Below are 24,913 nucleotides of genomic sequence, written 5' to 3'. Positions count from 1 at the left end.
GGCTAGGGCCTGGTGGTGTAGTCCAGGCACACGGTCGTGCCGCTGGGGCGAGCCGTGATGGTGCAGTGGTCGGCGAGCGCGTGCATCAACATGATGCCGCGGGACCGCCGCGGATCGCTGAGCCGCCGCGGCGACGGGGGGTGCCACGATCCGCGGTCGCTGACGCACACGCTGACCGATTGGGTGGCGGCGTCGTGGCTCGCCTGCAATTTCATGGTGCCGGCCGCGCTGTGAGCGCGGTACGCGTGCTCGACGCAGTTGGCCAACGCCTCGTTGACGCCCAGAATGATGTCGTCGCGAATCTCCGCCGGAGCCAGGGTCGCCTCCTGAAGCCACCGGCGCAGGGCGCGGCGCAATTGCGCCGCGGTGACCGCGTCGGCGGCGCCGGTGCAGGTCAATCGCGCGGGAGTGACAACGATGGGTGGAGGGAGTGAGGCCATGCTCAGTGCATACCCAATTGCGCTGGGGCTGCTAACCCGTTCGGCGTCTCGCTTTGGCCACAGGCGGGTAAAGGTTCTTCAATCAGGCTGCATAACAACGAGATACGAAGGATCGGCATGGAATTCCGCGCATTCATCGAGCCACAGCAGGGCGCCGGTTACGCCGAACAGGTCGCCGTTGCCCAGACCGCCGAGCAGCTGGGTTTTGCGGCGTTCTTCCGGTCCGACCACTACCTGGCGATGAGCGGCGACGGCCTGCCGGGCCCCACCGATTCCTGGGTGACGCTCGGGGCGATCGCCCGGGAGACGTCGAGCATCCGGCTGGGCACCCTGGTGACCTCGGCAACATTTCGGCACCCCGGCCCGCTGGCGATCGCGGTGGCCCAGGTCGACGAGATGAGTGGCGGCCGCGTCGAATTCGGCCTGGGCAGCGGCTGGTTCGAACAAGAGCACCTGGCGTACGGCATTCCCTTTCCGCCGCTGCGTGAGCGGTTCGATCGCCTCACCGAACAGCTGGCCATCGTCACCGGGCTGTGGACGACGCAGCCGGGTGACACCTTCGATTACGCCGGCAAGCACTACACCATCATCGGTTCACCGGCGCTGCCCAAGCCGGTGCAGACCCCGCATCCACCGATCGTCATCGGCGGCCTCGGCGCCAAGCGAACCCCGCACTTGGCGGCGAGTTACGCGGCCGAATTCAACATTCCGTTCGCGCCGATCGACGTGGCCGAGAAGCAGTATCAGCGCGTGGCACAAGCGGTCGCCGCGGCCGGCCGATCCGACGACTCGATGACGTACTCCAGCGCGTTCGTGCTCTGCGCCGGGCGCGACGACACCGAAGTGGCCCGCCGCGCCGCGGCGATCGGGCGCGACCTCGACGAGCTGCGTTCGAACAGCCCGCTGGTCGGCACGCCCGCCGAGATCGTCGACAAGCTGGGCGCCTGGCGAGAAATCGGCGTGCGGCGCGTGTACACCCAGCTGCTGGACCTGACCGATCTCGCGCACCTGGAGTTGCTCGCGAGCGAGGTTATGCCGCAACTGCTTTGACGCGCTACTCCACGGACTGCGCTTCGGCGCGTTCTTCCTCGAGCCGGTCCTTGCTGCGCAGCAGCCGCAGCAGCGTCACGAACAGCAACCCACCGATCATGTTGCCCAACACGGTGTAACCGAACCACCCCAGCCAGGTCAGGTAACCGAACGGCGCATCCCCGGTGACCAGCGCGCCGAAGATCAGCAACGAGTCCAGGATCGAGTGGAACAACCGCAGCCCCGCGAGCAGGAAGGCCGCGGCGACGGCCGCCGCGATCTTGGCGGGCACCGAATCGGTGCCGTGCTGCATCCGGGTCATCAGCGTGATGACCATGCCGCCGAGGATCGCCAGCGCCATGCTCTGCCCGGACAGCGGGGCGGTGGCGAAGTGAGTCCCGGATTCGATGGTCTGCGCGTGCAGTTCCGGGAAGCCGGTCATGATCAGCCACATGATGACCCAACCGCCGACCAGGTTGGCGAACATGGTGCCGCCCCACAGCTTGGCCAGCTGCCAGAAATTCGCCCGCTTGGCGGCCACGGTCACCACCGGGATGATGAAGCCCTCGGTGAACAGTTCGCTGCGGCCCAGCAGCAGGGCCAGGAAGCCGATGGAAAACGCCAGCCCGGCCAGCAGCGGCCGGTGGGTGGCGGCCAGCACCGACAGATAGGCGAGCACGCCGATCCCCACCTCGGTGCCGCCGAAGAAGCCGGTGACCAGGACGCCGCGCCAGGTGCGGTGCAGCCGCTGAGTGCCCTCGCTCAGCATCCTGCTGAAGGCGTCCTCGAGCTCGTCCTCGATCGGGCTGTCGGTTTGGCCGAGCTCGCGTTGGGTCGTGTCGCTCATGGTGGATGGCCTGATACCCGTTATTCGGATGCTCGACCATCCGTGTGAGACATCTGACAGGTGCCGGCCGCTCGGGGATTCAGCGCCGCGGCCGAAGCACCGGCGTCACCAGCTCCCCGGTTTGCAGGTAATGCTCCAGGTTGCGGATGGCCAGCAACGCCATCGCCCGGCGCGTGCGCGCGGTGGCGCTGCCGATATGCGGGAACAACACGACGTTGTCCAGGTCCAGCAGCTCGGCCGGGACGTGTGGTTCGTCGGCGAAGACGTCCAGCCCCGCTCCGGCCAGGCCCCCGCCGACCAGCAACTCCACCAGCGCCTCCTGGTCGACCACGCTGCCGCGCGCGATGTTGACGAGGTAACCCTCTGGACCCAACGCCTCGAGGACGCCGCGGTCCACCAGGTGGCGAGTGTGCGGGTCACCCGTGGTGGCCACGACGAGAATGTCGACCGACTCGGCCAGTTCCAGCGGCGATGCGGCGTAGCGAAACGGTGAGCCCTCGATGCGATGGCGGTTGTGATAGGCGATCGCACAGTCGAATCCGAGGAGCCTGGTTGCGATCGCCGATCCGATGCGGCCCAGACCCAAGATCCCGACCTGCAGGCCGCTGACGTCGCGGGCGTAGGGGAAGGGGCCGTCGCGGACCCATCTGCCCGCCCGCACGTAGCGGTCGGCGGCGCCAAACCGGCGCAGGGTCATCAGGATCAGGCCCAGGGCGGTGTCGGCGACGGTGTCCGAAAGCACGTCGGGCGTGTTGCTGACGCCGATGCCGCGGCGCTGCGCCGCCGGCAGGTCGATCAAATCCACCCCGGCGCCGTTGTTGACGATCACCTCCAGGTTCGGCAGCGCCGCGATGGTTTCGGCGTCGACGCCGGGCGGCCCCGAAGTCACCACGACACGAAACTCGGCCCCGCGCTCGGCCAGAAAGTCGGCCCGCCCGGGACCGTCGGGCAGCTTCGGAATCTCGTAGCGTGCGGCCAGCTCGGCGTCGAATGTCAGCTCGAACTTGCCGAGCCGCACGGCGCTGCTGATCTTTTTCGTCGTCACCCGTCCATCATCAAGCGTCGGGGAAATATTTCAGCGGCGGGCGCCGTTATGACACGCGACGGTGTCGGGCATTCCCCCGGGTACCACCTTGAGAACCGTCGCCGCGAGCGACCACTTGCCGAGAGGCGCGAAGACGGCACCGTCCCAAACCTTTTCCCGTCCGGCCGGGAAGCAATCCCGCGGCGGCTTGGTTGCACCGCGAATGCGCATTGGAGTTGTGTTCCCGCAGACCGAACTCGGCGGCGACCCCGCGGTGGTCCGCGCGTATGGCGAGGGCGTCGAAGGACTCGGATTCACCCACATCCTCGCCTACGACCACGTCGTGGGCGCCGATCCGAAAGTCCATCACGGCTGGGACGGCCCGTACGACATCGACTCGACGTTCCATGAGCCGTTCGTCATGTTCGGCTACCTGGCCGCGATCACCTCACTCGAACTTGTCACCGGGGTCATCATCCTGCCGCAGCGGCAGACGGCGTTGGTGGCCAAGCAGGCCGCCGAGGTCGACCTGCTGACCGGCGGCCGGTTCCGGCTCGGCGTCGGATTGGGCTGGAACGCAGTCGAATACGAGGCGCTCGGGGAGAGGTTCACCAATCGGGGGAAACGCTCCGAGGAGCAGATCGAGCTGATGCGCCGGTTGTGGACCGAACGATCGGTCACCTTCGACGGGAAGCACCACACGGTGACCGCGGCCGGGCTGGCGCCACTGCCCAACCAACGGCCCATTCCCGTCTGGATCGGCGCGGCCTCGGACCGCGGCCTGGAACGGGCGGGACGGCTCGCGGACGGGTGGTTCCCGATGACGGCTCCGGGGCCCGGCCTGGAGCACGCGCGCGAACGGGTGGAACGCGCGGCCGTGGCCGCCGGCCGGGACGCGGCCGGCCTCGGGATGGAAGGCCGGGTCAACTGGTCAGGTGATCGCGACAGGGTCGCCGCCCACATCGCGGGCTGGCGCGCCGCCGGTGCCACCCACGTGTCGGTCAACACCATGAACGCCGGGCTCGCGACCGTCGACGAGCACCTGGCGGTGCTGGAAGTCCTCGCCGCCGACGCGAGATAGGGACCAGCGGGGTGGCCAACCGCGCGCTCACCAGGCATACTTAGGGCACCCTAATTACTGCCGGAGGCGTGATGCGCACGGTCCATCTCGAAACGGTCCTGCCCACTACGGCCGACCGGGTGTGGGCGGCCATGCTCTCCCCCGTCACGTTCCTCTACGTCTGCAAAGGCCTGTTCGGCATCCCGGCGCTGAGCGGCCGCGCGGAGCCGCTGCGGTTGGGCGAACGCGGCACGGCTCTTCTGTTCGCCTTTCATCTGCTACCTGCGTACCGGCACACGATCGAGGTCGTGCGCATCGACGAGGCCGAGGGAACGGTTCGCACCCACGAGCACGGCGGAATTCTCCGGGAGTGGAATCACACGCTGCACGTTGAACCGATCGACGGGCACTCGTGCCGGTACAGCGACACGGTCGAAATCGACGCGGGGCCCGCGACCACCGTCGTGGCGTGCGTCGCGACCGGCATTTTCCGGTATCGCCAACGGCGGTGGCACAAGCTCGTTCGCCGGCACCTGTTGCCTCAAGGCACCGCCTACGCATCTTGAGCCGGGCGACGTGGGTTAGCCCGCGTCCGCCTCCACCAGGCTGAGGTGGGCCGCGCCGCGGCCGACCCTCGCCGACTTGTCCACGCGCCCATAGGGTTCCATCGGTCGGTGGTGGACCGTGACCTCGCCGCCCGTAGCGCAGTGCAGGCGCTGCCAGTCGCTGATCGCTTGGTGCGCGGCGTGGTCGAGGTAGTTGGCCACCAGGTGGACGGTGACGCGGGTGCGTTCGGGGATCGTCGCGAGCACGCCCGTCAGCCGGGGCAGGGCCAGAAACGTGCAGGCGCCTTCGATCACCACATGCCATTCGCCCCCCACGGGCGCGGCTTCCACCTTCGCCCGAACCACCCGCCATCCGGTGACGACGACCGCCACGGCCAGTCCGATCATGACGCCGTGGAGCAGGTTGAGGAAGACAACGCTGACGAGGGTCACCAGGTAAACGGCGAGATCGCCGTTGCGCAGCGCGGTTTCGATGTGCGCGGGTTTCAGCAATTCGATGCCGATGACGATGAGCAAGCCGGCGAGGGCAGCGGTGGGAATTTGCTCGACCAGCCCGGCGAAGGGCACGGCAAACGCCAGGATCCAGAACCCGTGCATGATCGTCGACGCGCGAGTTTTGGCGCCCGCGTTCACATTAGCCGCGCTGCGCACGATGACGCCGGCAATGGGAAGGCCGCCGATCGCGCCCGACGCCATGTTCGCCGCGCCTTGGCCGATCAGCTCGCGGTTGAAGTCGGTGCGCGGCCCATTGTGCATGCGGTCGATCGCGACCGCAGTCAGCAGGCTCTGGACGCTGGTGATCAGCGTCACGGTGATCACCGCGATCACGATGGCACCCCAATTGCCGTGCGGAAGTTCCGGCAGCTGTAGCGCATCCAGCACCGAGCCCTCCAGCCGGATCCGGGACACGTTGAACGGCAACGCGACCGAGAGCACCGTCACGACGACGATGGCGACCAGTGGACCGGGGATTTTGGCCAGCCGGGCCGGCGCCCAGCGCCAAGCGATCAGGATGGCGATGACCAGTAGCCCCAGCGCGAGGCCCGGCCGGTGGGCGTCGGCGATCTGGGCGGGCAGCCCGACGACGTTCGTCCACGCCGAGCTCTGGGATTCACCACCGAGCAATACGTGCGCCTGCTGCAGGGCGATCGTGATTCCGATCCCGGCCAGCATGGCGTGCACCACCACCGGCGAGATCGCCAGGGCGGCCCGCGCGATCCGGCTGATGCCCAGCACGACTTGGAGCGCTCCGGCTATCACGGTGATCAAACATGTTATTCCCCAGCCGAATTGGGCGACCAGGTCGGCGACAACCACCGTTAGGCCGGCAGCCGGTCCGCTGACCTGTAACGGCGACCCGCCGAGACACCCGGCGACGATGCCCCCGACGATCGCCGCGATCAAGCCGGACAGTACCGGGGCATCCGAGGCGATCGCGATCCCCAGCGACAAGGGAAGCGCCACCAGGAAAACCACCGCCGAGGCCGGCAAGTCGTACGAGATGGCCGCGCGCAAGCCGCCGATTCGAGTCGGATCAACCTTTTCGGCGTGTTGCATCGACCCCTCCTGCATCAGGCATGACGGCGCGCTCGGGGATCTGTCCGTAACACCCCGACTATCGCACTGAAATATACGGCGACACAAGCGAATACACCCGCCACGAACGTCGTTGTTCTTTGGGGCGTGCCTGGCCCATGCCTACCGAAGGTATGGGGGCGCCACCTGGGTGGCAACCCGACGAGCCGGGCGCATAGCGAATGCAAATGTTTTGCTACAGCTGGATTCCGCCGTTTTTGGTGCGCGCTTGAAGTGAAATCAATTGGGGCGCAGCGGACCTATTCCAGAACGAAAACCGGTATCTGCCTTGCGGTCTTGGTTTGGTATTCGGCATAGGGAGGGTAGGCGTCGACCGCGCGCTGCCACCATTGCTCGCGCTCGGATCCCTCGAGCTCGCGAGCCCTCAGCGCGAGGACCTTGTCGCCGTCCTGCAGCGTTACGTCCGGATTCGCCCTGATGTTGAAGTACCACGAAGGATGCGCCGGGGCGCCACCCTTCGAGGCGACCATGGCGTAACGGCCGTCGCTCTCGACGCGCATCAGTGGCACGTACCGCTTTTTGCCGGACTTTGCTCCGGTCACGGTCACCAGAACTACCGGCCGATCGAGAATTTCCACCCCGTCGGTCGTGCCTTGCTCCAGAATCTTCTCGGTCTGCTCGCGTACCCAGTCCCGCGGACTCAGTTCGATGTCGTCGGCCATACCCGATCTCAACACGTCGTCGCGCTTCAGTCATCCCCCGGCGCGTAGGTCGCACGGTCGCTTTAACGAGCTAACTAACCGGCGTTCGCCCCAAAATCGCCGCCTTTGGCTATATCAGGCTGGTTGACATATCTCAGCGAGATTGATATAAAGGTGGCATGTCTCAGCCGACTCACGAAATGTTTGAAGCCGCCTACCGGGGCGAAGCCCCCGAGATGGGCGAGGGCAATCGGCCGCCGTGGAGCATCGGCGAGCCCCAACCGGAGATCGCGGCGCTTATCGAGGCCGGCAAGTTCCACGGTGACGTGCTCGACGCCGGCTGCGGAGAGGCGGCGGTATCGCTGTTCCTGGCCGAACGAGGCTTTACCACGGTGGGGCTGGATCAGTCGCCCACCGCCATCAAGCTGGCGCGCGAGAAGGCCGCCGCGCGGGGCCTGACCACCGCCACCTTCGAAGTTGCCGACATCAGCGCCTTCGGCGGATACGACGGACGCTTCGGCACCATCGTCGACAGCACCCTCTTCCACTCGATGCCCGTCGAGCTGCGCGAGGGCTACCAGCAGTCGATCGTGCGCGCTGCCGAGCCGGGTGCCTCCTACTTCGTGCTGGTCTTCGACCGCGCGGGCATGCCCGCCGACGGCCCGGTCAACGCCGTCACCGAGGACGAGCTGCGCGGCGTCGTCTCCAAGTACTGGGTGATCGACGAGATCCGCCCGGCGCGGATACACGCGAACGTGCCCGACAGTTTCCTGGCGGGCTTCCAGGCGTTCGGTGGGGCCGACATCCGCGACGAGGGCAACGGCCGCAAGTCGGTGGGGGCCTGGCTGCTGTCCGCGCATCTCGGCGCGTAGCCGCTCGCAAGGTTTCGCCACCGGCCATTCGGGAGATCCTGACTGGAGCAACAAGCCAGAGGGGATCTCACGTGGACCAGCAAGTGAATTTCGACCCGCCGCCCGCACCCGAGGACGCCAGAGAGGCGACCGAGGAGCAGCGCAAGTTGCAGGAACAGCTGGAGCACCAGGACGACGATCCGGATGCGCCGGGACTGCACCAGTCCCGGCGTGACCTCCCCGACGAGAGCACGCGATAGGGTGATCGGCGGGCTCGAAATCCGTTGAGCCAGCCTACGATCCGGTGGTTGCCGTCAGGTGCTGATCTTCCGGCGGTCGTGCGCGAGCGTCGACGTCGTCAGCGCCGTCAACGCCAGGCCCCCCAGCGCCGCCAGGGGAATCGCCCACAGGCGACGCATCATCAGCGCGGTGCCGCATTGGCCGACATAGTTCGAGCCAGGGGCGCTGACGGCCTGGTCGGCGCTCGACGCCTGAATCAAATCCGTCGTGAATCCGCTGCCGCATTTGACCTGCCAACCGAACTGGTCGTACGCGTCGATGAAGACGGGGAAGCGCAGGGCGAAAAGCCCGCCCGCCAAAGCCAGCACGGCCGCGGCGGCAACCAGGGATCCGCGTTTGGTCATGTCGTTCCTAAGTCATGCAGACGTTGGCGAAGATCAGCACGGGCCACGACACGATCGAGCCGAGAAACGACACCACCAAATCGACGCCGTGCATGTCGCGAAGGTGCGCCGTGTGGGTGGACGACCAGATCACCCCGACGATCAGATAGGGCGTGCCGAGCAGGACGGCCAGTCCCAGCAGCTCGGCGATGGTCAACTGGTAGTCCAATAGTCGGCGGATCTTGTTGAGCATCGGGCGTGCCTTTCGCACGGAGAGCGCGGTCGGATCTCATTATGTTAATGGCTATTCAGCGGAATTGATAGCACTTGTGAGGATCGGGCGCCCCCCGGTCGCCCCATTAATCCGGAGATTAGCCTGGGCGGCCTGGTCTTCGGGGCAGCTCGGTGAGCCGGCGGCGCACAGGGTGGGCCTGCGATGTGCAGCGCCGTTCCGGGCAAAGTGCGGCCCGACCCGCAGCGATCAAGCCTTGGTTGGGGCTGACCCGCCGAGCAACGTGATGTCCATCAGCCGGCGCACCGTCTCGCGGGCGTATTGGCCCGGGCCGTGGATCACGAGTTGGCCGATGTCGACGGCCAGGGCGAAGGCGGCGTGTACGGCGTATCGCGCGCGGCCAAGCGTGAGGCCGGGCCGCGCGGCTACCGCCAGTCGGGCCCAGGACTCGACGGTCGAGCGGTGAATGTTGTAAAGCAGCACTGCGTCGGCGTCGGGCAGATTGTGGCGCTCCGTGTAGTACACGCGGCCCAGTTCGGGATTGGCTAACGACCGCGCGACGAAGGCGTCGATCAGCTGCGTCAGCGAGTACTCCGGATCGCCGCCCGCGGCCAGAATGGTGGTCAGGTCGCTGGAAAGCTGGTCCGCGCCGCGCCGATATGAGACCGCCAAGATCGCGGCCTTGCTTGGGAAGTATTGGTAGATGCTGGCCACCGGTATGCCAACGGCGGCCGCGATGTCCTCCATGCCGGTTTCGCGGTAGCCCCGTTCGTCGAACAGCCGTATGGATTCGTGCAGCAGCAATTCGTAGCTACCGGCCGCACTCGTAATCGTCGTTGCCCGTGGGGATTCCGCTGCGGCCGCCGGCGGGTCGGGCAAGTCCGCCCTCAACACGGCCGCGGAGATATCGGCCAAGGCTGCCCGGATCTCACCGTTGCCGAGCCGGGAGCGATGGTCGGTGATGCTGCCGATCACGCTCAGCGCCGCGGCAGAAAGCACCCACCGCTGCCGCGACTGCAGTTTGGGCCGGAGCCTGACCAATGGCCGTTGCAGGCGCCGGTTGACCAGCCTGACCTGCTCGGCCAGCAATTTCTGGTCCGCACCGAGCAGGTAACGGCCTTCCCATCGATAGAGCCCGCCCGCGGTGCGGTTGGCGATGGCGGTATCGATCAGCGATTCGGCCAGAGCGCGCAGCGCCTCTTCGGGATCGCCGTCGTCGGGCAGGTGGTCGGCGAACTCGGTGGCGTCGACGAGCTGTTGACCCAGCGCCAGGACGGCGGACCTGAACAGGTCGTATTTGCCCTGCGAGTGCCGGTACAGCGCCGCAGCCGAGACCCCGACCCGGGCCGCGATGTTCTCCATGCTGACCGCGTGATAGCCGAGCTCGCTGAACGCGTCGGCGGCCGCCCGGGCAATCTGTGCCTTGCGGTCTTTGGGACGTCGCTTTACCGGCTTTGCGGAGGCGCGGCTGGTCGACGGCATAAAGATCACCGTAGCCGCAGCGTGCGCGGGAAGTGGCCGGGTGGCTGACCGGATTTTCCGACCCGAGCGCTATCTTCCGGAACACGAGGGTGCCGCCGCGGGAATTCGCTGGCCCAGGGGGGACGGCCCCAGTTCCGGGACCTCCGGCGCCGCACGGCGCGGGCGGGCGGCCCTGCCGTTGAGCCAGCAGGCGACGCCGCCCAGGACCAGCCCGGCGGCGACACCGGCGTCGGGACGCTGGCCGAGCATGAGCCACGACAACACCCCGGCGACCGCGGGGATGACGGCGAACAGCATGGCCACCGCCGCGGCGCCATGGGCATTGATGGCGCGTACGTAGAGGCTCACCGCCAACGTCGCGTTCAGCAGCACCATGGCGGTGACCGCGATCACAGCCTGCCGGACGTCGTGCACGGTGAACGGCGTGGCGACCGCCAGCGCCACCGCGGGGATCAGTGCGACCGCGTTCTGCATCGCGCTCATCGTGCGGAAGTCGACACCCGAGCAGAAGCGCTGCTGGTAGACGCCGCCGGCCGAAAGGCCAAGCAGCGCAACGCCAAGCAACACGATGACGGGGTCGATCCCGTGGGTACTCGCCAGCCGCCTGGCGCATGCGGCGACCACTGCGACGACCCCGAGCGCGAGCGCCGCCACCCGTTGCGGGCCAAGGGGTTCGCGCAGGAACGCGGCGGCCAGGATCGCCGTGACGACCGGGTTCATCGCGATCACGACCGCACACAGCACGGCCGGCGACCCGAGCTGAACGGCCTCGTAGAGGCAACAGAATTGCACCGCTTGAATCAGCAGGCCGACCACCACGACGTGACCAGACTGCGCTCCCCGCGGCCAGGGCGCCTTGGCCAGCAGCGCCCAGATGACCAAAACCATTGTGGCCAAACCGAATCGCAGGACCAACGCGGCCATGGGAGTGATGGCTGTCACCGCCAGGACCCCGATCGGGTAACCGAGCGCGTAGAAGAACGTCACCGCCGACGCGGTCGTCAGCGGCATCCGCGGTAGCTCCATGCGACCCATGCTGGCCCAGACCGGCCGCCGGCGTCCAACGAATATTGCTGATCGGGATCGATCGCGTTCTCTTATCGGTCTTTGCCGCCTGGCGCCGAAATCGGTTCACGCATCGGCATGATTGATCGAGAACGCTGATCGGACTATGGTGCTGACCATGGCCCAGGTGCTGGACATCGCGCCGCTGCGCAGCCTCGTCGCGGTCGCCGACTGTGGCGGATTTCACCGCGCCGCCGCCGCCCTGCACCTGAGTCAGTCCGCGGTCAGCCAGCATCTGCGCCGAGTCGAGGCGGTGGTCGGCGAGCCCCTGATCGAACGCTCCGGACGCGGCATCGTCTTCACCGAGATTGGGCTCAAGGCGTTGCGGCATGCCCGCGCGATATTGGCCGCTCACGACATCGCGCTCGACGACCTGGGAGCCACCGAACCCAAGCTGCTGACGATCGGCGCCACCGAGCACGGCGCCGACGTGATGCTTGCCGGACTGACCACCGTGCTGCGGGAGCGGCTGCCCGATCGTCGGGTGCGCTTCCGGCTCGATCGCAACGTGTCCCTGGCCGACTCAATCGAACGCGGGCTGGTCGACTTGGCAATCATGCTCGACGGCGCGGGCCTTGACCGCGCCCGCGCGTCCGGCCTCGTTCGGCTGCAATGGATTTCGGCGCGCACCTTAGCCGTTCCGGCACGAGAACCGCTCCCCCTCGTGGTCTTCTCCGAGCCGTGTACCTTGCGTGAACCGGCGTTCGCCATCCTCGAAAACAACGGCATCGCCTATGACATCGCCGCCGAGTGCGGCGACTTGTCCGGGCTGTACGCGGCGGTGCGGTCGGGGCTGGGGGTAGCGCTGCTGCCAATGATCGGAAAGTTGCCCGACGGCCTGTGCCCCGCCGAGGGTCTGCCACCCGCCAATAACGCATCGGTTCTGGTGCGCGGCCGCACCGGCATCGACCCGGACGTGCTGAGCACGGTCGACGACGCGGTGCGTGACGTGCTCGCCGCCGCGGAGTAACCGTCGGCGCCGCGGTTGATATCCGGGCGGCCAAGGCATTGAATTTCAGTCATTCACTCGCTGGCCGTGCCCGGCCCGCGCGCACGAAGAGGAGCCGTCGGCATGACCGATCCCGTCGCCCCACTGGCCGGCAGAGTCGCCTATGTGACCGGGGCCGCCCGCGGCCAGGGCCGTTCCCACTGTGTCCAGCTGGCCCGGGCCGGCGCCGACATCGTCGCGATCGACGCCTGCGCACCGGTCGCACAACACAACGGCTATCCCCCGGCCCTTCCCGAGGACCTGGCCGAGACGGTCAGCCTGGTCGAGGGCGAGGGCCGCAAGATCTTCGCCGACGAGGTCGACGTCCGCGACTTGGTGGGCCAGCAGCGGGTCGTGGCCAACGCGATCGAGCAGTTCGGCCGGCTGGACATCGTGGTGGCCAATGCCGGCGTGCTGAACTGGGGCAGGCTCTGGGAGATTTCGGCCCAGCAGTGGCAGGAGACCATCGACACCAACCTCACCGGGTTGTGGAACACGATGAAATCCGTTGTCCCGGCGATGATCGCGGCGGGCAATGGCGGATCGATCATCAACATCAGTTCCGCGGCGGGAATCAAAGCGGTCCCGGGTTGCGGGCACTACTGCGCCAGCAAGTTCGGGGTCGTCGGGCTCACCAACTCGTTGGCCGTCGAGCTCGGCGAGTTCGGCATCCGCGTCAACTCGGTGCACCCGTACGGCACCGACACCCCGATGGGCAACGACCTGTCGATGTACCAGGTCTTCCAGGATCATCCGCAGTACATCCACAGCTTCTCGCCCGGCGCGTTGCCGACCGATTCGCTGGCGTCGCCCGACCTGATTTCCGACATCGTGGTGTGGCTTGCCAGCGACGCCTCGTCGTTGGTCACGGCCGCCCAAATCCCTGCCGACAAGGGCTATTTGAAGATCTGACCCGGTACGGTGTCACAGATGCGATGGAAGCTGGCACTCTCGTCCGTCTTCCTGCTGTGGGTGGCGGGATGCTCGCCGGAACCGGACGTCACAGCGTCCGATTCCGACAACGGCGGGCACATCTCGATCAACAACGGTCAGCTGTTCGACATCGTCTTGGCGGACGACTATGTGACGTCGCACTGCCAATGGCACGACGAAGAGAAGTACGACTTCGCGATCCTCCGGCCGCTCGGACAGCGCTATCAACCCGACCGAAGACCGCCGGGCGCCACCAGCGGGGGCACGTTCACCAGTAGATATCGGGCGGCGGGCGCCGGGACTGTGCACGTGACGCTCGTCCAGGAAGACAACGGCAACCCCGCGCACGTCGTGCGGCGTTTCGCACTGGATGTGACTGTGCGGTAGGCGATTACCTGTTCAGCAGGGGCCTCAGGTCGTCCAGGCGGTCGAACAGGTGCCAGACATATCCCGATGACCCGTTCTCGCGATGCGCGTGCAGATCGGCGAGCTCCGGGTCGGTGCAGTAGCTGTCGAAGGCCTCCCGCGATTCCCACTCCACGAGAATCAGCACCTGCCGCGGAGTGATGTCGCCGAGGACCGCGTGTTGGAAACCGCCGAGCGCGACCACCCGACCGCCGTGCTTGGCCACCTCGGCGGGAGACCGTCGCGAGTAGGCGCGGTACTCGTCGGCATCGGCGATGTCGAAAAGGTTCAAGGCATAAACGGTCATGGGGGCAGAGGTTACGCGCCCGACTTCCTAGAGCGCGTCCAGCGCTGGGACTATCGCGTCCGCGATACGCGAACCCGGCGTTTGGATCGGCAAGACGATCGGTTTGTGGCGGCTGCTCATGGCGACCCAATGAAACCCGTCGCTGGAGACCGTGACGGTCATGCCGACGCCGCCGGCCTTGTCGAGCACGTGCAGCAGCGGGTCGTCGTCGGGGTTGTCCACCTTGCGCGCGACGTAACCGTAGTTACGCAGCAGCGCCATCTCGATGTCGTAGACCTGCTCGCCGTGCCTCATCCCGAACGGACTACTGGCCGCCCTTGCGGGCGAGGTCGATGGCGTACTGGCTCACGAAGGTTCCCGCCGCGGGATCGCCCTTGCCGCAAGACCCGTCGGATTCACCGGGACGTTTGATCCACAGGTAGGCGTCGGCGTGCGCGCCGGCTGTCGACGCGGTGGGCGGGGTGCCCAGCGCCCGGCCGCTGGGATTGCACCAGTTGAGCTCGGAGTCGGGCGCCGGCCCGGCACCGTTGCGGGACGTGTCGACCACGTAGTGCGAACCGTTGGTGAGCCCCGAAATGGCTTCGCCGTAGCCGATTTCGTCCTCGGTCGTGAAGAAGTTGGCGGTGTTGACGCTGAAGCCCCGCGCGTGGGCGACACCGGCCTGATTCAGCCGCCCGGCCATGTCCTCGGGGGTGTGCCAACGCAGATGACCGGCATCGACGTAGACCGCGGCGTTCGGATCCTTGGTGAGCGTGTCGACGGCGTAGCGAATCAGGTCGTAGCGTTCCTGACGCTGATCGGCCGACAGGCAGTCGGCCATGGCGAGCGCGTCGGGTTCGACGACGATCGCCACCCGTGAGGCGCCGACGCCGGAGGCGATGCCGTCGATCCAGCCGCGGTAGTCGGCGCCCGACCCCATGCCGCCCGCAGCGAAGCTGCCGCAGTCGCGGTGCGGAATGCCATAGAGCGCCAGCACCGGGATCGCGCCGGCGGCGTTCGCGTCGCCGACGTACTTGCCGACCGTGCCCGCGGACGAGCCGGGAACGATCCAGTAGGCCTGCGGCGTGTTGGCGATGGCGGTCAACTCGGGGCTCGGCGGATCGGCGCTCTGCGCGGCGCGCATCGCCGCCGAGTTGGGATTGACGTAGAACGGCGCGCCGGCCAACGGGTTGCCGTCGGCGGCCAGTCGCATCGTCGGGGCGTGCGGCGTGCCGGTGGACATACCCACCCAGGCGATGGCCGCAACGGTCAACACAGAGCAAATACACCGGACGAAGGCACCGGCCGCTGACGCAATCACGCTTAGGAAAACTAGTGCCTCGAGGCATTGATCGCGAATCGATGCCGGGCAAGCGGCGTGGGCGCGCTGCGGTCGGGCGAATTCGCCCGGATCGGCGACGCCGACCCCAAGTGGGTGCAGGAGCAGGTACAACTGGAAAATGACACCCGTGCGACGCTACAAGACCTGATCAACCAGTTACTCGCCACGATTCCGCCAGGCTGATGACAGTCGACACCGTTGAGATAGCAAGGGTTCTCGGAAGTGTCGCGCACTCCGAGCAAGTCGTGCTCGCCGATATTGGATCCACCGCCGAGGTCCCTGAACGCTGGCAGGCGATCGCGCGCGCCGATACGGCAAAGACCCGGCGCCAAGCCGCTGTGTCGCTATGGAACCGCGACTTCCTGGAACTGGTGCCCGACTTCGCCCAAGCACTCGTCACCAAACTCGAAGACGTCCGGATCGGCCACCTCGGCGGGGAACCCGTCCTGGTCTACGCCCTCAAAATTCACGATGCCGACCGGCGGCATGTCGTCTGCTGGATCGGTTGGGATCCGGCCCTCTGCACGAGCTCACAGTTGCGGTTCGCCGACGCTATCCCCGATCCGGTGCGCCGGTTCTACCGCGAGGTACATGCCGGCTTTGTGGCGCCGGACTGGATGTCCAACGGCCTCATCCAGCCTCGACATCTGCAGACCTACGCCGAGTACCTGGGGTGCCCCGAAGGGCTACCAGAATCCAACTGGCCGCAAGATGCGGTAGACCCGACGCGCCTGCTGCTCCTGGCGACTACCGCGGACTCACACGTGTGCGTTTCGCCTGACCTTCCCGCGGGCCAGGCCATCACCGTGTACGGAGGGGTACCCGAGCCGCCAGACGATTTCGGTGCATTGCTTGACGAGACGATGACCGCACAACTCGATGAATTCGCCTGAGCCGCAACATGACAACGCCCTATCACGGTAACCCTCAAGGCGGAGCGCCCTGGCCACCCCCGCCCCACGGCCCGTGGATGCCGCCTCCGAGCGGCTGGTGGCCACCGCCCCCGCCGGTGCGGCCGCGTCGCCGCAAACAGGCGTGGTTGTACGCCGTGCTGGCGGTCATCGTGATCGCCGTCGCCGGCGGCGTCGCGGCGATCGCTACCTATGAGCACTACCAGAACAGTGATCCCGTCAAGATCAAAGCGTTGATCGGCGCCTTCTCCGACTCGGTCAGCAAGGGTAATCCACACGAAATTGCCCGGCTCATGTGCCGCGAGGAAGCCGAGCCCTATCTCGATGCCGTGGCAGACCCGGGCGGAGAACCGGCTAACGCGCCAAAGCCAAGGTTCAAGATCGGGGACGTCGTCGTGCACGGCGACGCGGCGGCGGCAACCCTGATATTCGAAGACCACGAAACGCAGACGATGTACTTTCGCAAAAACGACGGCGCGTGGACTGTCTGTGCTCCCGCAAAGGATCAGATGTAGCGGACGCCGTCGGGCATAGCCGCCGTCATGTCAGGGCTATCGTGCACGTTAGGGTGCGTTCGCAGGCCTTCAGTGAACAGGCCAGTAGAAAAGTTGGGCAATTCATGACCGCAGCAACCGAAACGTCGGTGCTCGAATCGCGGGTCGGCCATTACTACCGGGCCGACGACACATACCAGGTCGGCCGCGAAAAGATACGCGAGTTCGCACGTGCCGTGCAGGACTATCACCCCGCGCACTGGGACGTCGCCGCTGCCGCCGAGCTGGGGTATTCGGGCCTGGTAGCGCCGCTGACATTCACATCGGCCCCGGCAATGGCGGCCAATCGGCACCTGTTCGAATCGGTGGTGATCGGTTACGAGATGTACCTGCAGACCGAAGAAGTCTTCGAGCAGCATCGACCGATCGTCGCCGGCGACGAACTACAAATCGACGTCGAGCTGTCATCGGTGCGCAGGATCGCGGGCAGGGACCTGATCACCGTGACTAACACTTTCACCGACACCGCCGGCGAGCGCGTGCATACGCTCCACACCACCGTCGTCGGCGTCACCGCCGAGGATGTCGATCCGGCGATCAGGGTGACCGCGCAGCAAGTGATGATGCACGACGTGAACCTCGCCGGAATCGACTACTCCGATGCGGCCTACCAGAAGACAGTGCGCCCCGAGGGCGAGGTTCCCATCGCCCAAGCAGATCCGGCCCGTATCCCCGGCACGCCGTCCTTCGATGAGGTGAATGTCGGCGACGAGTTACCGGTACATCACGCCCGACTGTCGCGCGGCGACCTGGTGAACTACGCCGGCGTGGCCTGCGACGCCAACCCGCTGCACTGGGACGAAAACCTCGCCAAAATGGCGGGGCAGCCCGACGTGATCGCCCACGGAATGCTCACCATGGGTTTGGGTGCCGGATTCGCCTCGGCATGGTCGGGCGATCCCGGTGCGGCGACCCGGTACGCGGTGCGGCTGTCCCAGCCCGTCATCGTGTCGGCCGCCGATGGTGCCGATATCGAATACAGCGGCCGGATCAAGTCGCTGGACCCGGCCACCCGCACCGGTGTCGTAATCGTCGGCGCGAAGTCCGGTGGCCGGAAGATCTTTGGCCTGGCGACGCTGCATCTGCGCTTTCGTTAACGGTCAACGAGCCAGGGTGGCGGCTGCGCCATTCCACCAGACCAGGGCGCAACGTTGTCATTCTTCGCTGCATCGCAGCCGCGGAGCCTCTCCTACCGCGCCATGTTGGCGAAGCGCGACAGGTGCAGCTGGTGCGCGACGGTCACCGTGTTGGTCGGGCCGTTGCGGTGCTTGGCCAGAATGAAGTCCGCCTCGCCGCCGCGCGGATCGTCACGCTCGAACGCGTCGGGCCGGTTCAGCAGGATGACCATGTCCGCGTCCTGCTCCAGCGACCCGGACTCGCGCAAGTCGGAGAGCATCGGCTTCTTGTCGGTGCGCTGCTCGGGACCGCGGTTCAGCTGGCTGATCGCGACCACGGGAACCTCGAGCTCCTTGGCCAGCAGCTTGAGCTGGCGCGAGAACTCGGACACCTCCAACTGCCGCGACTCGACCTTCTTGCCCGACGACATCAGCTGCAGGTAGTCGACCACGACCAGGCGCAGGTCGGCCTTTTGCTTGAGCCGGCGCGCCTTGGCGCGGATCTCCATCATCGTCAGGTTGGGCGAGTCGTCGATATACAGTGGCGCCTCGCTGATTTCGCTCATCCGCCGCGCCAGCCGCGTCCAGTCGTCGTCGTTCATCCGGCCCGACCGCATGTCGGCGAGTTTGATCTTCGCCTCGGCCGAGAGCAATCGCATCACGATCTCGGACTTACTCATCTCCAGCGAGAAGATGACGCTGGCCATCCGGTGCTTGATCGAGCATGAGCGCAGAAAGTCCAGCCCCAGGGTGGAGTTGTGGGTGGGAACCATCGCCTGGCTCGCCAGATACATGTGGCTGTCGTTGTCCACCTCGACGCAACGGACGGGAACGGTCTCGATCGGCCGGACGTCCACAATGAAGCGCGAACCCGAGCGCGCGGTGCAGGTGGCGGCCCGACGCTCCTTGTGCAACAACGCTTTTCGCTGCAATGCGAATACCGCGTCGTCGGTGGAGAACGTCAGGGTGTACGCGACGCTGGACGACTCGCGGCGGCCCCGGACGCGCTTGGTCGAGGTTTGGCAGCGGTAGCCCAGGCTGACGATCAGTTCGGCGACATCGCAGGCCAGCCGCTGGTTGGTGACCGAGAATTGGACGGCTCCGCCCGCCGTTACGGTTCCGTCGGTGTCCAGCAAGCCGGCGAGCAGGGCGCGCCGTTGTGTCTCCGAACCCCGCAAGTAGTCCACGGGAATGTGCTTGTTACCGAGCACGCCGAGGGTCCGCAACCGGGCCTGCAACGTGCCCACGGCGGTGTGGCAGTTCTGGCACAGCCGCATCCCGGCCGATGGCCCGGCGCAGCGGACGCAGGTTGGACTCGGCACCGGGGCGGAGACGAACCGGGCCCGGCCACCGCATGAGCGTCCGCAGGTGCGCACCTGACTGGTTTGCGGAATGAACGACTTACCGCATACGACGCACGAGCGAGCCGCCGACTCGGCGCCGGCCGGTAGCCGCAACTGGTACCGGTACGGCGCCGACTGCGACGGAACCGCCACCAATCCGTCCGCTTCGATGCGCATGATGATTTCGGGATCGGCCGCCGTGATCTGGGCCGCAGCGCTGGTGCCATCCCCGAGCCAGGCGCCGAGAGTATAGGGCGGGACGAGGAATTCCCGGTCCGGGAGATCGAGGGCGCGCGCGTTGACCACGCTGTGGTTCAGGCGCCGGTCCTGAGTGGCGCAGCGCAGGCTCCCGGCGATCTCGGCCGTCGTTCGCACGGCCGCAAACGTGCGCTGATTCTTGTAGCGGTTGTAGCCCACCGCCGCGGCCTGCGCCGACTTTCGGGATGCGCGGGTTTCGGTCAGCCACTGGTGCGCCGCGTCCGCGACGATCACGGTCCCGTCGGAGAACTCCACTTCGAAGCAGGGCCGCCCGAGCATCACCTCGGTGGCGGCGACCACCCGCGTCGGCCGCCCGTCGTCGCCGAGCAGCTCGTCACCGACCGCGACCTCACCCATCGTCGTCCAGCCGGACGGCGTGGGCAGCAGCGTGTCCAGCGCGAGTGCCTTCCCGACTCCAGGTCTGGCCGCCACGATGATCATCTGCCCGGCGTGCAGACCGTTGGTCACCTCGTCGAGCTCGGTGAAACCGGTCGGTACGCCGCGTGCGACGCCGCCGTTCGAGGCGATGGCGTCGATCTCGTCCATCGTCGGCTGCAGCAGATCCTCCAGCGGAACGAAGTCCTCCGTCGTCCGCCGGTCGGCCACCTCGTAGATCTCCGCCTGCGCCCGGTCGACCACCTCGGCCACGTCGGCACCCTCGGCCCCGGCGTAGCCGTACTGCACCACCCGCGTGCCCGCCTCCACAAGCCGGCGCAGCAACGCCTTCTCGGCGACGATGGTCGCGTAGTAGCCCGCGTTGGCGGCCGTGGGCACGGTCGAGATCAGGGTGTGCAGATAGGGCGCGCCGCCGATCCGGCGCAGCATCCCGCGGCGGTCGAGTTCCGCGGCGACTGTCACGGCGTCGGCCGGCTCGCCGCGGCCGTAGAGGTCCAGGATGGCGTCGTACACGTTCTGGTGCGCGGGGCGGTAGAAGTCGCCGGGGCGCAGCCGCTCGAGTACGTCGGCGATGGCGTCCTTGCTCAGCAGCATGCCGCCCAGCACCGCCTGCTCGGCCGCCATGTCCTGCGGGGGCTGACGGCCGAAGTCCTCACTGGGCGCGGGAGAATCCATGCCCGGCGCCAAGTCATCGACGACCGCCATGCATCCCTCCTCCCCTACCACGCACCCGAACGTACATTCGAAAACCGCTCTCGTCAGCGTAAGTCAAGGAGCCGACACTTCCGTCCCGCAGCACTCGCACGCCTCGCGCCGGGACGACGTTAGACGTTGCTGGCTAGTAGGTGAAAGGGGCGCTGTTCATGAACCTGTGCATCGTGTGTGCATATCCGTCGACACCTGTGTTGAGTGGGGTGTGGAGAACCTGTGTATGAATTCAAGGGGCCCTGACATCACTGCTGTTAAGGGCCATGTAACGCGACGAAATTCGTGTGGACAAGAATCTCTACGGCGTGTCGTCGCAGGTTACTGCGCCGGGCGTGTTGGCTTTCAGCCACATTTTGGCAGCGTTACGGGCCGGTAAATAGGGTCGGTGGAAGACACCGCAGCAATTGTTCGCTAGGGCGGCAGTCCGCGACCATCCGCCGCGCGAAGCGGGCGGGCGCCCCCAGCGCAACAGAGCCCGGCGGCGGCCGATAGTGGCCACCGCCGGGAAAGAGCAAACGTCGGAGGCTTAGCTCTCCGCGACGACCTCGAGGGCCACCTGGACGTCGACCTCGGGATGCAGGTGCACCGACACCGGGTGGGTGCCGACGGCCTTGATGTGCGACTTGGGCAGCCGGACGATTCGCTTGTCCAGGTTGGGGCCGCCGGCCTTCTTGATGGCCGCGACGACGTCACCGGACGTCACCGAGCCGAACAGCTTCCCGGAGTCGGCCGCGGTCCGCACCGGCAGCTGGACGGGGCCCAGCGCCTCGATTGCCGTCTTGAGTTCGTTGGCGTGGCCGAGGTCGCGCACGGCCTTGCTCTCGCGCGACCGGCGGATCTCGTCCGCCTGCTTCTGGGCGCCGCGCGAGGCGAGAATCGCCAGGCCGCGCGGGAGCAGGAAGTTGCGGCCATACCCGTCTTTGACCTCGACCGTGTCGCCGACGGTACCGAGGTGGTCGACGTCGGCCGTCAGAATCAGCTTCATCGTTGTTCGTACTTTCGCTTGGGTCCTAAATGAATGCGCCGGCTATCGCGCCGAGGAGGTGAAGGGCAGCAACGCCACCTCACGGGCGTTCTTCACCGCGATCGCGATGTCGCGCTGGTGCTGCACGCAGTTGCCGGTGACGCGGCGCGCCCGGATCTTGCCGCGCTCACTGATGTAGGTGCGCAGCAGTGCGGTGTCCTTGTAATCGATCGATTGGTCCTTCTTCGCGCAGAAGACACACTTGCGCGTCTTGACCGGCTTTTCCGGAGCCGGACGTCGCTTGCTGGACTTGGCCATGACTGTCTTTCTTTCCTTTTCTTACAGTTGAAGTTCTTAGAACGGCGGTTCGTCGTCGCCGCCGCCGAAGGACCCGGACGCCGGGGCGCTGCCCCACGGGTCGTCGGCGGGTGCGCTGCTCGCCGGCGCCGATGCCTGACGGGACCCGCCTCCGCCGCCGAAGCCGCCGCCACCGCCACCGCCGCCGCTGCGGCTGGCCTTATTGACCTTGGCGGTGGCATACCGCAGCGAGGGCCCGATCTCATCGACCTCGACCTCGACGACGGTGCGCTTCTCGCCTTCGCGCGTCTCGAAGGACCGCTGCTTGAGCCGGCCGGTGACGATCACCCGCGACCCGCGGGTGAGGCTCTCGGCGACGTTCTCGGCCGCCTCCCGCCAGATGTTGCAGCGCAGGAAGAGCGCCTCACCGTCTTTCCACTCCCCGCTCTGGCGGTCGTAGATCCGCGGTGTCGACGCCACGGTGAAATTGGCGACGGCGGCACCGGACGGGGTGAACCGCAATTCCGGGTCGGCGGTCAGATTCCCGACAACGGTGATAGTGGTGTCACCAGCCACAGTTTCCTCCTCGTTCCGCCCTGCTACTCGCTTCTCCGACGGTGAATGGCACGTATCCTCGCTGAGCCTACGCAAGTCCACCGACGGTGGGCCCGCGACTCAGCCATGGGTGTTAGTGCTTGTCGGTGCGCATCACCTTGGTGCGCAACACCGACTCGTTGAGGCTCAGCTGGCGGTCGAGCTCGGAGACCGTCGCCGGCTCCGCCTTCAGGTCGACGACCACATAAATGCCTTCGGCGTGCTTGGCGATCTCGTAGGCCAGCCGGCGCCGGCCCCAGATGTCGACCTTTTCGACGGTTCCGCCGTCTTTGCGGACGACGTTCAGGAACGTCTCCAACGACGGGGCAACGGTCCGCTCGTCGAGCGTGGGGTCAAGAATGACCATGATTTCGTATGGACGCATGGAAACCTCACCACCTCCTCTGGTCTAAAACGGCCACGGTCGATCCGTGGCAGGAGGGTCGCCTGCGTCGGCAACCGCACCAGGCTACCGGACGACGGGGTGGGGAAAGAAATCCGGGCGATCGAGCAAGCCGCTACTGCCGGGCGTCCAGGTATTCGGTGGCCCGGTCCATCGTCGCCTGGTCGGCCTTGGCGAGGGAGCCCGAGTCGAAGGGCGGCTGCGGGTCGTATTCGATGAGCAGCTGCGCGGCTTGGGCCGCCTCCCGATCGACCAGGAGCTCGACCAACCGCAAGGCCATGTCGATGCCGCTGGACACGCCCGCCGCGGTGATGATCCGCTGCGGGAGATGCTCGACGACGCGGTCCGGCACGTAACGCGCGCCCAAGTCGTTGAGCAGGTCCCTGGCGCGCCAGTGCGTGGTGGCGGTCAGCCCGTCGAGCAGGCCCGCGGCGGCCAACAGCAACGCGCCGGTGCACACCGACGTGGTGAACGTCGTCGTCGGGTGCACGGCTTGCAGCCACGCGCGGATGGTCTCGTCGTGGATCAGCTGGCGGGTCCCGATCCCGCCGGGGAACAGCACGACATCGGGCGAGCCGACTTCGTCGAATCTCGCGTCGCAGCTCAGCCCGAGCATCCCGTTTTCCGTGCGCACCTCACCCCGACGGTGACCGACGAACACCACCTCGATCGAGGGGATGCGCTGCAGCACCTCGTAGGGGCCCACGGCGTCGAGCGCGGTCACCCGTGGGAACAGCGGGACGGCAATGAGGGTCATGGCGCCACTCCCACCGGCACCGCGGGCTCGGCCTCGGGGACCGGCGCGCGGCGCGCGCCGGTCGGTCGCAGCCAGTCCGGCAGCCAGCGAGGCTGCGCGTCCGGGGCGCGGTCAAAGGGTCCGCCCGACGGGTCGTCCACCCGGCCGCCCCAGCGGACCAGGTCCTCGTCGGGCCGGTAGATCTGGCGAATCACCAACGCGCACAACACAATGACGGCAACGTCTCGCAACAGCACCGTCGTGGTGAAGAACTGTTCCGGCAGCGAACGGTTCGGGTTGCCGTACAGGTAGTACATCCGCGGCACCCACACCACCGCGTCGATGGTCATCCACGCCAGCAGGATCCGACGATGCGGCAGGGCCAGCACCGCCAGCGGCACCAGCCACAGCGAGAACTGGGGGCTCCACACCTTGTTCGTCAACAGGAACACCGCCACCACCAAGAACAACAGTTGCGCGAGCCGCGGGCGTTGCGGGGCGGTGAGCGCCACGTAAGCGATTGCCGCACACCCGATTACGAACAGAATCGTGACCACGGCGTTCAGCACCGTGGGTGGTTGCCAGAACCCCAGCTTCGCATCGAACCCGTGCCAGCCGGTGAACGATTTCACGACGTTGTACACCGAATCCATGTCGTCACCCCGTCGGGTGTTGAGCCGGAAGAATTCCGACCAACCGCGCGGAAAGAGCACCAGCACCGGCAGGTTCACCAACAGCCAGGTGGCCGCGGCCATCCCGGCGGTCCGCGCCAGCGCCCGATAGCGCCCCGTCCGGATCGCCAGGACCACCATGGGGCCCAGGAACAACAGGGGATAGAGCTTGGCGGCGGCGCCCAATCCGATGAGGACGCCGGCGAGCACCGGCTTGCGCCGCGCCCACGCCAGCAACCCACCCATGGCGAAAGCCGTTGCGAGCGCGTCGAAATTGGTGAAGATCTGGAAGATCACCAGCGGCGAGGCGGCCACCAGAGCCGCGTCCCATATCCGGCGTCCCGCCAGGCCTGCGGTCGCCCAAACGGTCGCCAACCAGGCCAGCGCCAGGCCGAAGGCCGCTATGTCGAAGAACATCACCACCTCGGCGACCACCGGGATCGGGGCCAGCTTCGTCAGCGCGGTGTAGGTCTTGGCCAGCGCCATCGACACGTACTGATACATCCCGGTCAGCACCGGATACTCCATGTACCGCACCGCCGGCCGGCCGTCG

At 66.9% G+C, this 24,913-nt stretch carries 31 protein-coding genes; 12 read left to right on the top strand and 19 right to left on the bottom strand.

Annotation, left to right across the window (positions count from 1 at the left end; genetic code table 11):
- Positions 1-2: 2 nt before the first annotated feature.
- Positions 3-440 carry an ATP-binding protein gene (locus A5680_RS15930; RefSeq protein WP_067820916.1) on the bottom strand — a complete coding sequence of 146 codons (438 nt, stop codon included), beginning with the start codon at positions 438-440 and terminating at the stop codon, positions 3-5.
- Positions 441-557: 117 nt separating this feature from the next.
- On the opposite strand from A5680_RS15930, the gene A5680_RS15925 reads away from it, so the two are divergent.
- Positions 558-1,490 (top strand): LLM class F420-dependent oxidoreductase, encoded by a 933-nt coding sequence (locus A5680_RS15925; protein ID WP_067820913.1) that lies wholly within the window; start codon positions 558-560, stop codon positions 1,488-1,490.
- A 4-nt stretch (positions 1,491-1,494) separates the two neighbouring features.
- Here the strand turns inward: A5680_RS15925 and A5680_RS15920 are convergent, their stop codons facing one another.
- Positions 1,495-2,316 (bottom strand): formate/nitrite transporter family protein, encoded by an 822-nt coding sequence (locus A5680_RS15920; protein ID WP_067820910.1) that lies wholly within the window; start codon positions 2,314-2,316, stop codon positions 1,495-1,497.
- 79 nt (positions 2,317-2,395) lie between these two features.
- Positions 2,396-3,361 (bottom strand): 2-hydroxyacid dehydrogenase, encoded by a 966-nt coding sequence (locus A5680_RS15915; RefSeq protein ID WP_067820907.1) that lies wholly within the window; start codon positions 3,359-3,361, stop codon positions 2,396-2,398.
- Between the two features lie 202 nt (positions 3,362-3,563).
- Between A5680_RS15915 and A5680_RS15910 the strand changes: the two genes are divergently transcribed.
- Both A5680_RS15910 and A5680_RS15905 read left to right on the top strand, forming a co-directional pair.
- The gene (locus A5680_RS15910) at positions 3,564-4,421 is read left to right on the top strand and encodes an LLM class F420-dependent oxidoreductase (protein WP_067820903.1); all 858 of its coding nucleotides are present in this window, start codon (positions 3,564-3,566) and stop codon (positions 4,419-4,421) included.
- A 71-nt stretch (positions 4,422-4,492) separates the two neighbouring features.
- Complete coding sequence (locus tag A5680_RS15905) at positions 4,493-4,966, top strand: hypothetical protein (protein ID WP_067820900.1); 474 nt, start codon at positions 4,493-4,495, stop codon at positions 4,964-4,966.
- Positions 4,967-4,981: 15 nt separating this feature from the next.
- On the opposite strand, the gene A5680_RS15900 is transcribed toward A5680_RS15905, so the two are convergent.
- Together A5680_RS15900 and A5680_RS15895 are read right to left on the bottom strand one after the other, a co-directional pair.
- Positions 4,982-6,538 (bottom strand): SulP family inorganic anion transporter, encoded by a 1,557-nt coding sequence (locus A5680_RS15900; RefSeq protein ID WP_197499799.1) that lies wholly within the window; start codon positions 6,536-6,538, stop codon positions 4,982-4,984.
- 263 nt (positions 6,539-6,801) lie between these two features.
- Positions 6,802-7,224 (bottom strand): nitroreductase family deazaflavin-dependent oxidoreductase, encoded by a 423-nt coding sequence (locus tag A5680_RS15895; protein WP_055399591.1) that lies wholly within the window; start codon positions 7,222-7,224, stop codon positions 6,802-6,804.
- A 158-nt stretch (positions 7,225-7,382) separates the two neighbouring features.
- Between A5680_RS15895 and A5680_RS15890 the strand changes: the two genes are divergently transcribed.
- Both A5680_RS15890 and A5680_RS26060 read left to right on the top strand, forming a co-directional pair.
- A complete protein-coding gene (locus A5680_RS15890; protein ID WP_067820897.1) occupies positions 7,383-8,075 on the top strand; it encodes a class I SAM-dependent methyltransferase in 693 nt (230 codons plus the stop codon).
- 71 nt (positions 8,076-8,146) lie between these two features.
- Positions 8,147-8,314 (top strand): hypothetical protein, encoded by a 168-nt coding sequence (locus tag A5680_RS26060; protein ID WP_197281059.1) that lies wholly within the window; start codon positions 8,147-8,149, stop codon positions 8,312-8,314.
- 54 nt (positions 8,315-8,368) lie between these two features.
- Here the strand turns inward: A5680_RS26060 and A5680_RS15885 are convergent, their stop codons facing one another.
- The 4 genes from A5680_RS15885 to A5680_RS15870 form a co-directional block, all read right to left on the bottom strand.
- On the bottom strand, positions 8,369-8,698 hold the full coding sequence (locus A5680_RS15885) for a hypothetical protein (RefSeq protein ID WP_067820894.1): 330 nt from the start codon (positions 8,696-8,698) through the stop codon (positions 8,369-8,371).
- A gap of 7 nt (positions 8,699-8,705) precedes the next feature.
- A complete protein-coding gene (locus A5680_RS15880) occupies positions 8,706-8,930 on the bottom strand; it encodes a hypothetical protein (RefSeq protein WP_055399588.1) in 225 nt (74 codons plus the stop codon).
- Positions 8,931-9,158: 228 nt separating this feature from the next.
- Positions 9,159-10,391 carry a TetR/AcrR family transcriptional regulator gene (locus A5680_RS15875; protein ID WP_067820891.1) on the bottom strand — a complete coding sequence of 411 codons (1,233 nt, stop codon included), beginning with the start codon at positions 10,389-10,391 and terminating at the stop codon, positions 9,159-9,161.
- 69 nt (positions 10,392-10,460) lie between these two features.
- On the bottom strand, positions 10,461-11,417 hold the full coding sequence (locus A5680_RS15870; protein ID WP_067820965.1) for a DMT family transporter: 957 nt from the start codon (positions 11,415-11,417) through the stop codon (positions 10,461-10,463).
- Positions 11,418-11,574: 157 nt separating this feature from the next.
- Here A5680_RS15870 and A5680_RS15865 point away from each other — a divergent pair, with 157 nt between their 5' ends.
- From A5680_RS15865 to A5680_RS15855, 3 genes are all read left to right on the top strand, one after another.
- Entirely contained in the window at positions 11,575-12,426 is an 852-nt protein-coding gene (locus tag A5680_RS15865) for a LysR family transcriptional regulator (RefSeq protein ID WP_067820963.1), read from the top strand.
- 102 nt (positions 12,427-12,528) lie between these two features.
- Positions 12,529-13,356 carry a mycofactocin-coupled SDR family oxidoreductase gene (locus A5680_RS15860; protein ID WP_067820887.1) on the top strand — a complete coding sequence of 276 codons (828 nt, stop codon included), beginning with the start codon at positions 12,529-12,531 and terminating at the stop codon, positions 13,354-13,356.
- Positions 13,357-13,374: 18 nt separating this feature from the next.
- Positions 13,375-13,764 carry a protease inhibitor I42 family protein gene (locus A5680_RS15855; RefSeq protein WP_055399579.1) on the top strand — a complete coding sequence of 130 codons (390 nt, stop codon included), beginning with the start codon at positions 13,375-13,377 and terminating at the stop codon, positions 13,762-13,764.
- Between the two features lie 4 nt (positions 13,765-13,768).
- On the opposite strand, the gene A5680_RS15850 is transcribed toward A5680_RS15855, so the two are convergent.
- Genes A5680_RS15850 through A5680_RS15840 form a run of 3 tightly spaced genes read right to left on the bottom strand, consistent with a single transcriptional unit; the run spans position 13,769 to position 15,389 of the window.
- The gene (locus A5680_RS15850) at positions 13,769-14,089 is read right to left on the bottom strand and encodes a DUF1330 domain-containing protein (protein WP_055399577.1); all 321 of its coding nucleotides are present in this window, start codon (positions 14,087-14,089) and stop codon (positions 13,769-13,771) included.
- A gap of 27 nt (positions 14,090-14,116) precedes the next feature.
- Positions 14,117-14,383: a hypothetical protein gene (locus A5680_RS15845; RefSeq protein ID WP_067820883.1), complete on the bottom strand. Its 267-nt coding sequence runs from the start codon at positions 14,381-14,383 to the stop codon at positions 14,117-14,119.
- A gap of 10 nt (positions 14,384-14,393) precedes the next feature.
- Positions 14,394-15,389: a glycoside hydrolase family 6 protein gene (locus A5680_RS15840; protein WP_067820880.1), complete on the bottom strand. Its 996-nt coding sequence runs from the start codon at positions 15,387-15,389 to the stop codon at positions 14,394-14,396.
- A 57-nt stretch (positions 15,390-15,446) separates the two neighbouring features.
- On the opposite strand from A5680_RS15840, the gene A5680_RS25815 reads away from it, so the two are divergent.
- The 4 genes from A5680_RS25815 (at position 15,447) to A5680_RS15825 (ending at position 17,972) form a co-directional block, all read left to right on the top strand.
- A complete protein-coding gene (locus tag A5680_RS25815; RefSeq protein ID WP_156675136.1) occupies positions 15,447-15,593 on the top strand; it encodes a hypothetical protein in 147 nt (48 codons plus the stop codon).
- The gene (locus A5680_RS15835; RefSeq protein ID WP_067820877.1) at positions 15,593-16,303 is read left to right on the top strand and encodes a hypothetical protein; all 711 of its coding nucleotides are present in this window, start codon (positions 15,593-15,595) and stop codon (positions 16,301-16,303) included. Before A5680_RS25815 ends, A5680_RS15835 begins: the two co-directional genes overlap by 1 nt.
- 155 nt (positions 16,304-16,458) lie before the next feature.
- A complete protein-coding gene (locus tag A5680_RS15830; protein ID WP_156675135.1) occupies positions 16,459-16,836 on the top strand; it encodes a hypothetical protein in 378 nt (125 codons plus the stop codon).
- Between the two features lie 104 nt (positions 16,837-16,940).
- Positions 16,941-17,972, top strand: a complete 1,032-nt coding sequence (locus A5680_RS15825; protein ID WP_067820870.1) for a fused (3R)-hydroxyacyl-ACP dehydratase subunits HadA/HadB — start codon at positions 16,941-16,943, stop codon at positions 17,970-17,972.
- A 92-nt stretch (positions 17,973-18,064) separates the two neighbouring features.
- On the opposite strand, the gene dnaB is transcribed toward A5680_RS15825, so the two are convergent.
- The 7 genes from dnaB to A5680_RS15790 all read right to left on the bottom strand — a co-directional run.
- A complete protein-coding gene (dnaB, locus tag A5680_RS15820) occupies positions 18,065-20,692 on the bottom strand; it encodes a replicative DNA helicase (protein WP_067820867.1) in 2,628 nt (875 codons plus the stop codon).
- A gap of 529 nt (positions 20,693-21,221) precedes the next feature.
- On the bottom strand, positions 21,222-21,680 hold the full coding sequence (gene rplI / locus A5680_RS15815; RefSeq protein WP_067820864.1) for a 50S ribosomal protein L9: 459 nt from the start codon (positions 21,678-21,680) through the stop codon (positions 21,222-21,224).
- Between the two features lie 42 nt (positions 21,681-21,722).
- Positions 21,723-21,977, bottom strand: coding sequence for a 30S ribosomal protein S18 (rpsR, locus tag A5680_RS15810; protein WP_055399563.1), 255 nt, complete (start codon positions 21,975-21,977; stop codon positions 21,723-21,725).
- Between the two features lie 36 nt (positions 21,978-22,013).
- Complete coding sequence (locus tag A5680_RS15805) at positions 22,014-22,532, bottom strand: single-stranded DNA-binding protein (protein WP_055399561.1); 519 nt, start codon at positions 22,530-22,532, stop codon at positions 22,014-22,016.
- Between the two features lie 112 nt (positions 22,533-22,644).
- A complete protein-coding gene (rpsF, locus tag A5680_RS15800; protein ID WP_036362157.1) occupies positions 22,645-22,935 on the bottom strand; it encodes a 30S ribosomal protein S6 in 291 nt (96 codons plus the stop codon).
- A 133-nt stretch (positions 22,936-23,068) separates the two neighbouring features.
- Complete coding sequence (locus A5680_RS15795; protein ID WP_067820860.1) at positions 23,069-23,710, bottom strand: DJ-1/PfpI family protein; 642 nt, start codon at positions 23,708-23,710, stop codon at positions 23,069-23,071.
- On the bottom strand, positions 23,707-24,913 hold a 1,207-nt coding region (locus A5680_RS15790), incomplete at its 5' end, for a glycosyltransferase family 87 protein (protein WP_067820857.1). The genes A5680_RS15790 and A5680_RS15795, both read right to left, overlap by 4 nt.

The sequence above is a fragment of the Mycobacterium sp. E2989 genome (assembly GCF_001667595.1).
In the GTDB taxonomy this organism is placed as follows: Bacteria; Actinomycetota; Actinomycetes; order Mycobacteriales; family Mycobacteriaceae; genus Mycobacterium.
This window is presented reverse-complemented; position numbering and strand designations above follow the sequence as displayed.